Here is a 6,088-nt window from a genome sequence, read left to right as displayed (position 1 = left end):
CAGCGTGTTCAACGCCGAACAGATCGATGGATTGCCACCGCCACCCAAGCGGCCCGAGTCGACGCCGCATGAACGGCATGAAAGGTGCGAGGCCTTGGTCAAGGCCTCGGGCGCTGTTGTTATTCACGGCGCAAGCAACCCGCACTACGCGCCCAAGGCGGACAAGATCGGTATGCCGTATCCCGAACGCTTCCTGGACCCTGCGGGTTATTACGCGGCCCTCACCCATGAATTGGCGCACTGGTCTGGCCATGAAAGCCGCTTGAACCGCGACCTGTCGGGCGCCTTCGGATCCGAGTCCTATGCCCGCGAGGAAATGATTGCCGAAACCGCCAGCCATATCATGGGTGTTGAACTGGGCATAGGACACGACCCCACCCAGCACGCGGCCTATATCCACCATTGGATGAAGATCGCCAAGGAAGATCCGAACTTCGTGTATACGGCGGCGACCGCTGCCGAGAAGGTCTGCGACTTCCTGGGCTTGGAGCGCTTTACCTACGAACCCTTGCCTCTTGTCTTGCCGCCCGCGGAACTTGCAGAAGGCGCGCTCGATCGCTTGCCGGTGCTTGAAACCGCCGTGGCGGTGGTTGCCAAGGCCGCATTGGTACCGCTGGGGATTGCGATGTAGAGCGGAAAGGGCGAGGGCATGGCGGACTTGCCAGGAACGACAATGGCCCAAGAATGGTTAGGTACCCACCCACCTACCAGGTCCGCCATGTCCACTCCCTCCCATCACCTTCCCCTCCTTGCCGCAGGCGCCACATTCTGCGCGCTTTTGTTCATTGCCTTTTCGTCCAACGCCAGTGAAGCGCCCAGTCGGCAAGAGATTTATCGGTTGGCCGGCGAGCCGGAAGCCCGCGTCGAAAATGGCATTTGCCATATCCGCGGTGCGTTCTGGCGCACTGGCTATGGCCCCGTCTCTGATCGCGCTATCTCGATCGATACGTTGGATGGCAAGCAACTTGCAGTCGTGCGTACCGATAAGCGGGGCGTGTATGAAACGTTGATTGCGTTGCCCGAAGGTAAAGGTCAAGTGCTGATTGAAGGCGACGTGTTCGAGACCGGGATTAGTGCAGGGATCCGTCGTTCTATCGAAATCAAACGCAATGGCGGTTCGACCCGTAAAGCGTCTGTAGATCATCCGAGGATCGCGTGCGTGAAGCCTGTTGTTGCGATCGGTGAACTCACGTCGTTGCTGAAAGCGCCGATGGAAATGCCACGTTGAAACCTGTTGCAACGATATTTCTGTTGCTCGTTCCGACGATACCTTCCCTGGGATTTTCTGCGTTGCTGGTCTGGTTGCACATGCGCATGAAGCGCGATCCTCATTGGCGAACACGGGGCCTGGCATAGCCAACGCGCCCGTCGTCTGACGATCGATCACGGATCGACCCCTGCGGGGCTTCGGTCCCTGGCCCAGGATCAAACGGCTTCGCCGTGTGCCAACCGCCGTCGCTCTTTCTGTCAATGGTCGCTCTAGCGGCCCGTGTCCTCGTACCTGCGGGCCGCGCCAGCCGCTAGTGCTTCCTCCATTGACAGCGCGCCGCCTGCCGGCTGTTGGTCTCCATTCCGAGACATTCGCGGGGCTTGTCCCGGACTGGAACCAGCAATGAAAGAGACGTGGTATTGCGCAGAGTGTGGGAGTCGGGATATCCGGCATGACGGCATTTTGCAGTGGGACGCTGACGCCGAGGATTGGGTGGTGCTGACCTCCCTTGATGACACATGGTGTGAACCGTGCGCAGGCCATGGCGCCGAGCAGAAAGGCGAACCGACCTGGGGCGTGCCGCCCGAGTTCACGGTGGTGGTTTATATCCCCGAGGGGCCGCAGGCCGGCGAAGTCCTGCTGCGCCGCCCGCTGGACGCCGACGAAGTCATGGACGCCAGAGCGTTTGCCGTGGAAGTGGCAGGCGAGCAAGAGCGCGAACTGTCCGAGTGCAACGGCCATGTCCCGAACTGTTCCGGCGACTTGCGCGTGGAGTTCCGGCGCGATCCTGACAACAGCGTGGTCATCTTCTCGGGCGAGTCCTTCTATTACAGGGAGGCCGCATGATCAATGATCCGCTCGATCTGGCCTTCATGGCCATTGGCGTTGACGCCGCGTTCCGCGACCCCACAACCAGCCACTACGACGGCGGCGAGTTGGAACTGGTGGCGGAAGTGCTGGCCTTCCAGCCGTTGCTGGACGCCCACTACCAAGCCTATTTCGTACCCGAGGGGTTCCCCGGTTGCTGGGCCTACGAAGTGTCCGAAACGTTCGGCGACTGGTGCGCCCGCCAGTTGATGGCAGGCAACACCGTAGACCAGAAGGCAGTCAATGCATGGCTGGACGAAAACGCTCCGGGTAGTGAAACAAGGAGCGCGGCATGAGTTGGCAACAAGTCCTGCAGGCGTATGACGCCCACCTGTCCGACGACGGTCGGATCGTGCGCCGTGGCAAGACCCTGGGCGTGCGGATCGTCGAGAAGAAAAACCGGCTCCGCATAGAAGCCGTTTCCGGGTCGCTGCTGGCCAGCGGCCCCATCACCGAGCGAACCGTCGAGCGGTTCGTCGAGAGTTTCTGGTTCTGGAGTAAGCAGTAATGGCCACCTATCAGTTCAACGTCCGCCTCAACAAGATCGTGCCCCACACGGCCACGCTCACCGTTGAAGCCGACAACATTGCCGACGCCATCGAGCAGGTGCGGCACAACGATTGCGCGGGCGCCTTGTGGTCGCCCGAGGGCAATGGCTACTGGGCCGATGACCTGGTGGTGGACACCATGAAGCGCACCGCCAGCCCCGCACTGGACTTCAACGTCCAGGGCGAGCCCGTCGATGAACTGTCGCTTGCATGGTTCAAGCGTCAGGAAGCCAAGCGGGTGGCCGCATGAGGCACCGGAAAGGCCCCATCGCACAGGGCTACGTCCGGCGCATTTCTCCCACGGCTTGCTCCGTCATGCCGTTCACAGGGTCAACGGTGGACGACATGAGCCAGTTGCGCCTGCTGGCACAGCAGTACGCCAAGCAGGTGCCGTTCGGTCTGGATTGGCCGGTCAACTTCTGGGCCAGCGAGATTGCATTCCATACCGGCGACCACGCCGCCCGCACCTGGCTGGATCACTACTTCCAGTCGCACAACCCCCACAGCGAGACCAAGCATTGAACACCAACACCTTCCATGGCCCCGACGGATGGACTGTCGTGGCTGACCGCCGCCAAGTCTTTCCGGATGACCCCGGCCAGGGCACGCCGTTGATGGTCTACGCCCCCAACGCAAGTGCTAGCGGCACGCTAGCACGCGTCCTGGACACCGCCGAAACCGACACCAACCAAGGGCACCTGTTGCCCGTCCCGGGCCGCGTCATGGCGTGGCTGGAACAGATCGAAGACCAAGCCAACGAGTGGGTATTCCAATGAGCGACGACGACAACGTGATCAACCTGCAGCGCAAGCGCATGGAGGCGTTCTGGGGCGAGCCGATTTCCGTCTACACCCGCGCCCAAGCACTGGACGACGGGACGCTGTGCGACCTGACACCCATCGCTCCCCGTTATGGGTTCAAGATCCCCATGGCCTGCACCAGTGGCGTGTGGCACGCCCTGGAATGGAACGAGGGCGACGAAGCCCGGAAGGACAACGCCACCGGCCAGACCACCGAAGGTCGACTGCATGACGTTCTGTCGCTGGCAGGACTGGCTGCGCGGGAAGCGGCGCAGGAGGAGCCGACCAGCACCGTCTACTTTGACGTGCTGATGGTCCCAAGGTCCGGCAGTGTGTCGGTGGCGCTCACCCAGCAATTCATTCTGGTGGTGGGGCCGGGCGACCAGGGTGAACCTGTGCTGACCTTGATGTTGCCTGGGGAAGATTGACTGATAAGAAAAGGGCATGGTGCTACCAACACCATGCCCTTACAACCGAAACGTTCTTCTGCACGTCGAAACATTCTGATTGGGAGTTTGGAGTAGCGGCCCCGGCTCCGTTTCCACTTCTTCGCTTCTTCTCACGGAAACATCTTCACCCACGCAAAACGCCTCATACGCCTTACGTGATATGAGGTTAGTTCTCGGAAATCACGCTGTCCAGAAGCCGCCTCAAGGCGGCTTTCGTTTTTGCGTAACCGCTCAATGGTGCTGACTTGTCAAAAAGAACAACAGCCAAACAATGGTTATGTGCTAGCAACTGCTAGCAACCTACCAGGAGACCTCCATGATTGACGTTCAATCCCTTATTCGACGCGCGCACGCCTTCGGCTATGACATGTGGCGTTCCCGCCAGGGCTGGGTCTTGGAACGGGATCACAAGGTCTGCACGCTCGGCAAAATCGAGGCCGTGCGCAACTTCCTGAACAATCAGGTACTGCGTTGATCATGCGCCAGGCTGTGCTGGACCAACTGTTGCCCGCGGCGATCATGCGCTTGCACCGGGAAGGCTATTTGCCGAAGGGAATAGCCAACCTATTGAACTGCCCGGTGGCGGTGGCGGAAGACGTGATCCAGCGTCGGTTCGCCCAACAGGTCCAGGTTATGCGCCCGGAAAATCCGATGGTGGCTACCAAGACCCTGGTCAAGGCAAGGAAGGAGGAAGAGCGGGCGCTGGCGCGAGAGCAGAAGCGTCTGGAACATGTTGCTCGGATCGAAGCCGAGCGCGCCTTGCGTCAAGCCATGGTCAAGGTGCGCCAAGAGGAACGCGCACGCCTTCGGGAAGAACAGAAAGAACGTTCCAGGCAGGCGAAGGAAGCGCAGCGTGCGCTGGCGGTAGAGCGCAAAGCCCAGGAGGCCCAGGCGCGGCAAACGCGGCTTGAACAGATCCTGGGGTGCCGGGCGCAGGGCCTGTCGCAGAAGGAGACGGCAGAAACACTTGGCCTCGACGCGGGGTTCGTTCATCGCGTGCTGATGAAGCACGAACTGGCCTGTATCGGCGTGCGGGCGAAACCGAAGCTGAAGCCGAAAAGGGAGCCGAAGCCGAAGCAGGCCGTTCGTCCCAAGCAGGCTCCGGCTGCGACCAACAATACGCCGTGCCCGAAATGCCATTCGAACCAGACCGCCAAGTTCGGCACGCGCCCGGTCAAGCATTCCGCCATGGTCATTCAGCGTTTCATCTGCCGGGGTTGTGGTGAACGGTTCAGTGAGAACGCCAACAAGTGGCATTACGGCGACCATCGGCCAGAACTGACGCAGCCTGTGTTGCGAGGCATTCTGGGAGGGAAAACCCATGAAGGCATGATGGCCGAAATCCAATGCGGCGGTGACACGATCCCGCGCAAAATCCGCCGCATGGCGGAACACGCTCGCAAGCACCATGTGGCTTTCAACTGCACCGACCAAGCCGCCTGGCTGACCGCCATTACGACCGGCACGGAAATGAAGTCCGTAAAGTCCGACTTCCTCTACCTGGTGGTGGGGGCAGAAACCGGCGAAGTCTTGGAATTCAACTTCTCACGGCAACTCACTCATCGCCACCTCGATACCCTGGCCGACGTGGCCCGGATTTCCTATCCGGGATTGACCATCACCCAGACGCCACCCGAGGACGGGCCCGCTCAAGCGACGGTCGCAGCCCTGACCGAGTTCAGCGACAAGGCGTTGAAGAAGGTCAGGAACGTCCAGTCCGCGGGCGAACGCATGTACCTGTGGATGGGGGATCGGCGGGGCTTGTTCCAGGATTGAACTGGCTCGCAAGACCAGACTTGCCAGAAAGGACAAGCCCATTAGCCTGGTACGAAACCATCCACAGGCTTGTCATGTTCGCCCGCCAACCAGACCACGACCCCCAGCAGACCCGCGCCCTGCAAGACGCTATCCGTGCGGGCAAGGTGCGTGCGCTCCACGCCCTGATCAAGAAGGGTGTCTACGTCGACGGTATCGCGTTCGACCTGGCCCGTACCCACATGCCCAAGGAAGTTCCGCGGCTCCGGGATCACATGCGCAAGGCCTACTATGGCGAATAACGCACGGATCCTGGAACTGCGTCGCACGGGCAAGTCCTTCCGTGAAATTGCGGAAGACGTGGGCTTGTCCAAGGAACGCGTGCGTCAAATCCTGGACGCCGAAGGCGATCCCTGGACGGCCACGGCGCGCAAGCGCTCCATTTCCTCGCGCCGCACC

Annotated in this window: 13 protein-coding genes; all 13 read left to right on the top strand. The window is 61.0% G+C overall.

Annotated elements, in window-relative coordinates; translation table 11 throughout:
• The coding region (locus JSS27_09800) for a DNA primase (protein MBS0209236.1) at positions 1–631 on the top strand (631 nt) is incomplete at its 5' end.
• Positions 632–718: 87 nt separating this feature from the next.
• A complete protein-coding gene (locus JSS27_09795) occupies positions 719–1,228 on the top strand; it encodes a hypothetical protein (protein ID MBS0209235.1) in 510 nt (169 codons plus the stop codon).
• Positions 1,229–1,612: 384 nt separating this feature from the next.
• Positions 1,613–2,056 (top strand): hypothetical protein, encoded by a 444-nt coding sequence (locus JSS27_09790; GenBank protein MBS0209234.1) that lies wholly within the window; start codon positions 1,613–1,615, stop codon positions 2,054–2,056.
• On the top strand, positions 2,053–2,373 hold the full coding sequence (locus JSS27_09785) for a hypothetical protein (GenBank protein MBS0209233.1): 321 nt from the start codon (positions 2,053–2,055) through the stop codon (positions 2,371–2,373). The genes JSS27_09790 and JSS27_09785 overlap by 4 nt, the downstream gene beginning before the upstream one ends.
• Positions 2,370–2,585 carry a hypothetical protein gene (locus tag JSS27_09780; protein MBS0209232.1) on the top strand — a complete coding sequence of 72 codons (216 nt, stop codon included), beginning with the start codon at positions 2,370–2,372 and terminating at the stop codon, positions 2,583–2,585. Before JSS27_09785 ends, JSS27_09780 begins: the two co-directional genes overlap by 4 nt.
• Positions 2,585–2,875 (top strand): hypothetical protein, encoded by a 291-nt coding sequence (locus JSS27_09775; GenBank protein MBS0209231.1) that lies wholly within the window; start codon positions 2,585–2,587, stop codon positions 2,873–2,875. The genes JSS27_09780 and JSS27_09775 overlap by 1 nt, the downstream gene beginning before the upstream one ends.
• A 95-nt stretch (positions 2,876–2,970) precedes the next feature.
• Complete coding sequence (locus JSS27_09770) at positions 2,971–3,147, top strand: hypothetical protein (protein MBS0209230.1); 177 nt, start codon at positions 2,971–2,973, stop codon at positions 3,145–3,147.
• Between the two features lie 38 nt (positions 3,148–3,185).
• Positions 3,186–3,401: a hypothetical protein gene (locus tag JSS27_09765; protein MBS0209229.1), complete on the top strand. Its 216-nt coding sequence runs from the start codon at positions 3,186–3,188 to the stop codon at positions 3,399–3,401.
• On the top strand, positions 3,398–3,853 hold the full coding sequence (locus JSS27_09760) for a hypothetical protein (GenBank protein ID MBS0209228.1): 456 nt from the start codon (positions 3,398–3,400) through the stop codon (positions 3,851–3,853). Before JSS27_09765 ends, JSS27_09760 begins: the two co-directional genes overlap by 4 nt.
• 337 nt (positions 3,854–4,190) lie before the next feature.
• A complete protein-coding gene (locus tag JSS27_09755; protein ID MBS0209227.1) occupies positions 4,191–4,349 on the top strand; it encodes a hypothetical protein in 159 nt (52 codons plus the stop codon).
• Positions 4,346–5,650 carry a hypothetical protein gene (locus tag JSS27_09750; protein MBS0209226.1) on the top strand — a complete coding sequence of 435 codons (1,305 nt, stop codon included), beginning with the start codon at positions 4,346–4,348 and terminating at the stop codon, positions 5,648–5,650. Before JSS27_09755 ends, JSS27_09750 begins: the two co-directional genes overlap by 4 nt.
• Positions 5,651–5,724: 74 nt before the next feature.
• Entirely contained in the window at positions 5,725–5,931 is a 207-nt protein-coding gene (locus JSS27_09745; protein MBS0209225.1) for a hypothetical protein, read from the top strand.
• Positions 5,921–6,088, top strand: a 168-nt coding sequence (locus JSS27_09740; GenBank protein ID MBS0209224.1) for a hypothetical protein, incomplete at its 3' end; no start/stop codon positions are given. The genes JSS27_09745 and JSS27_09740, both read left to right, overlap by 11 nt.

The organism is Planctomycetota bacterium (assembly GCA_018242585.1).
Classification (GTDB): Bacteria; Planctomycetota; Planctomycetia; order Pirellulales; family PNKZ01; genus JAFEBQ01.
The sequence above is the reverse complement of the archived record's forward strand: the minus strand, read 5'-3'. Positions and strand labels throughout refer to the sequence as shown.